A 3,250-nucleotide genomic window follows, 5' to 3' on the forward strand; every position below is an offset into this window, starting at 1 on the left:
TACCTACCCACTTAATCGGTCCTCCCTGACAGGCAAGTGTACCGCAGAAAACTAGCACATATTCCAACCACTTAGGAGTCTCAAAACTACGATGGGTGACAAGGCGGTGAAATCCCAGGGTAACACCTAAACCCCCACTGACCCAGCAAAGTACGAAAGCCACACCAACTGCTGACCAGCTAAAGTTACCAGGAACAAGAGCAAATAAAGCGCCGATGTGCAGACCTACGAAAAATAGGGTATTAACCCAGTTGGTTTGAGGTTTAGTGGAAGTAGCAATTGTCATACAGTAACCTGAATTTGAATTGTCAGCTTAGTCTGCGCGATTTGAAAATCCGCATATCTATATTTTTTTGGGAACGAGGAATTAATGAACAGCTTGGAATAGTTGCGGCAAGCAGAACAAATAAGGTAAGTAATTAAGGTACACAAATCATTAAAGAAGCGTTTGCAAGTACCCAACAGTGAGCAAATCTATCGGTAAGATAGGTCAACCAAATGTAAGACAGTGTGAAACAAAAAAGCCAACAACTTTAGAGTCATCGCAATGGATAGATATATTTAGATAAAAAATATTCGCTTCCATCTAAAATTACTAACAATTGATTACTTAGTATTTCAAATAGTTTCAAGTATCCTTTAGCTTTTAATTTCCGAGAAGTCCAATCGAACATTTCAATAAGCGCGATCGCACTTATTGGGTGAAGAATATTACGAATTTGATTATCTATGGGAATTTTACATACTTTAAATAGGCTTTGAGCATTATCTCGACCTTTTCGACTGTTGAGTTCTCTTTGATATTTATCAAACACTAGATACTAACTATATGATAAAAAATAATCCTCTTTAATTAAAGAATAAATATCTTTTCGCTAAGTTAACGTTAAAAATTGGTTATACTTTAGCTCGACTTTATCCAAAATTAAGAACTTGCTTATCTTGATACGGCAAAAATACTAGCTTTTCGTTAAAAATTTCTTGAACTGTAACAATAGTGATAGCCAGATTGGGATTAACTTGAGCAACTTTGTTAGGACTGAAGCCTATCTGAAACGAAGCCATAATTTTCATTAATTTATCCCTTGAGAAAATTTAGTTAATTCTCAGCATTTTCTCAGGTATTTATGGTATTTTAAACTACCAGCCTAGTTTAAGTATTCTTTCAGCTAAACTTCATTCTGAAGCGAACGAACGCAACTTAGCATAAATAAATTGATGCCTACGACGGCAAGCTACGCAATTCAATTTCTTTGTGTAATTATTTCTATTAATACAATAACCTTTGCGCTTTAATACTTCTGGAACAAAGCGACTTTTGAGCAACTGCTGGGAATATTTATGCAAATCTGATGATCATATCAGCGCTAACTAGCGATTAGGGTGGGCACTATTACCCACCCTCACACTCTAACTTGCTACTGCCTCAGCAGGGGCTGCCTCAACAGCAGTTATGGGTAAATAAACACTAACTTTTTTACGAGTTTTGCCCTTTCTCTCAAACATTACAACACCGTCGATTAAGGCAAACAGAGTGTCATCGCTACCAATACCGACGTTGTTACCAGGGTGAAACTTGGTGCCACGCTGACGCACGAGAATATTTCCCGCACGCACAACTTGACCGCCATAACGCTTGACACCCAGACGTTGGGCATTAGAATCACGACCGTTGCGTGTACTACCTGTTCCTTTCTTATGAGCCATGATTTCCTCTTGTGTATCTACTTCTTTTTATTATTCAGCAGCGGTTTCAACTTCTTCAGTAGGAGTCTCATCGACAACGGGGGTTTCTTTCTCCGGTTCTCCTTGGGCTGCAAACACTGCACCGTTAAGAGTGATGGAGTCAATCATAAGTCTGGTAATTTCCTGACGATGCCCCCGTTTTTTGCGGGTTTTCTTTTTCGGCTTCATTTTGTATACCAGGACTTTACGACCTCTGTAATGTCGCATTACAGTCCCTTCTACAGTTGCACCCGTTACTAATGGCTGTCCAATGGTGACTTCGCCATCGTGCTGCACGAGTAATACGGCATCTATTGTAACTTTTTCATCTGGTTCGATCGCAAGCAGTTCAATGTCGTAAAACCGGCCTGGCTCTACTCGTATTTGTTTGCCGCCAGTTTCAATAATCGCGTAGGTCATGAAATTGTCCTTGAGGTTGCCGTACAGGTAGCTGGTTTTTATCTCCTATAGAGATGCTTTTGCCAGCCTTTGTAATATGTCTACCTGATCCGAGCAGGAATTAGACAGACAATCTAACATACTATTTTATTAACAGGCATCAAGTCAAGCTGTAATAGTATTTTTGCGTTTAGCATTGCCGTCTGGTCAGCCTGAAAATCAAAAATCAGCTAATTACTCGGTGCGATCGCTCATTTTCCAAGAGTGGGGAGCAATTAGTCAACAGTCGTCATGGGCGTAGGTGTAGCCCGTTGTAGACATTGCCCACTCACACAAATGTAAATTGCATTTACAAGAAGTCAGAACAAATACTTTTTAAATAAAAGTTGCTACCATCTTAGGGCTGAATCTATCAAAAATTAACATTAGTTAGTATTAGCTTAAAAGTTATATTTTTTTATCAAAACCAACACATTTCTCTTCTTTGTTTTAAGATTGAAATATAAGGTGTCTCATCTAGAAATTCTTTACAAAAGTTAGTGAATCCTCAAGAGTTAAACTACCACATTCAAACCTGATATTTCAAACAGGAGATTGATTTTCATGACACAGCAAAATGCTGCCCGACTTTTTCAAGCTGTAAAACAAGATCAAGCGTTACAGCAAAGACTCAAAGCAACAGCCGATCCAGAAACCTTCATCAAAATTGCTCAAGAGCGTGGCTATGATTTCACTGCTAGAGAACTAGACAGTGAGATCGGCAAATTATCTGAAGAAGATTTAGCCGCCATTGTCAATCCAGGATGGGGGACTAGACGCCACATTTATCCTAGATAATTGCTGTTCTAGGAAATCGAAAGTATAAGAACAACTGAATTGACAATTTTTGCTCCTGAAGGGGATAGCGTTGCATCATCTCCTTTCGGGGCATTTCTGTTAAACCCAAGGCTCAAATTCCTGACTTCTCTAAAAAGTCGGGGATATCGTTCGTTGTTGTTCACGAATGATTAAGTAGGGCTGTTATATACCGACTCTCCATCTCGCCATCTACTTAGGAATGAGAATTAAATAACATACAATTTATATCCCTGGTTTACCTCACCCTCAATCCCTCTCCTTATAAAGG

General features: G+C 39.1%; 5 protein-coding genes and 1 pseudogene. 1 reads left to right on the plus strand and 5 read right to left on the minus strand.

All coding sequences use genetic code 11. The annotated features are described in order from the left end of the window. From HWQ37_RS30920 to rplU, 5 genes and pseudogenes are all read right to left on the minus strand, one after another. A pseudogene (locus HWQ37_RS30920) lies at nucleotides 1-286 on the minus strand (acyl-CoA desaturase); the annotation flags it as partial. 253 nt (nucleotides 287-539) lie between these two features. After that, nucleotides 540-815 carry a hypothetical protein gene (locus HWQ37_RS30925; protein ID WP_292754440.1) on the minus strand — a complete coding sequence of 92 codons (276 nt, stop codon included), beginning with the start codon at nucleotides 813-815 and terminating at the stop codon, nucleotides 540-542. A 100-nt stretch (nucleotides 816-915) separates the two neighbouring features. After that, nucleotides 916-1,065, minus strand: coding sequence for a hypothetical protein (locus HWQ37_RS30930; RefSeq protein ID WP_292754443.1), 150 nt, complete (start codon nucleotides 1,063-1,065; stop codon nucleotides 916-918). A 345-nt stretch (nucleotides 1,066-1,410) separates the two neighbouring features. Continuing rightward, a complete protein-coding gene (gene rpmA / locus HWQ37_RS30935) occupies nucleotides 1,411-1,707 on the minus strand; it encodes a 50S ribosomal protein L27 (protein ID WP_069071599.1) in 297 nt (98 codons plus the stop codon). 30 nt (nucleotides 1,708-1,737) lie between these two features. After that, the gene (rplU, locus tag HWQ37_RS30940; protein ID WP_292754445.1) at nucleotides 1,738-2,145 is read right to left on the minus strand and encodes a 50S ribosomal protein L21; all 408 of its coding nucleotides are present in this window, start codon (nucleotides 2,143-2,145) and stop codon (nucleotides 1,738-1,740) included. Nucleotides 2,146-2,727: 582 nt separating this feature from the next. Between rplU and HWQ37_RS30945 the strand changes: the two genes are divergently transcribed. Further along, nucleotides 2,728-2,961, plus strand: a complete 234-nt coding sequence (locus HWQ37_RS30945; RefSeq protein WP_292754448.1) for a Nif11-like leader peptide family natural product precursor — start codon at nucleotides 2,728-2,730, stop codon at nucleotides 2,959-2,961. Nucleotides 2,962-3,250 lie beyond the last annotated feature (289 nt).

This window comes from Nostoc sp. NMS4, assembly GCF_017115095.1.
Taxonomy (GTDB): domain Bacteria; phylum Cyanobacteriota; class Cyanobacteriia; order Cyanobacteriales; family Nostocaceae; genus Nostoc.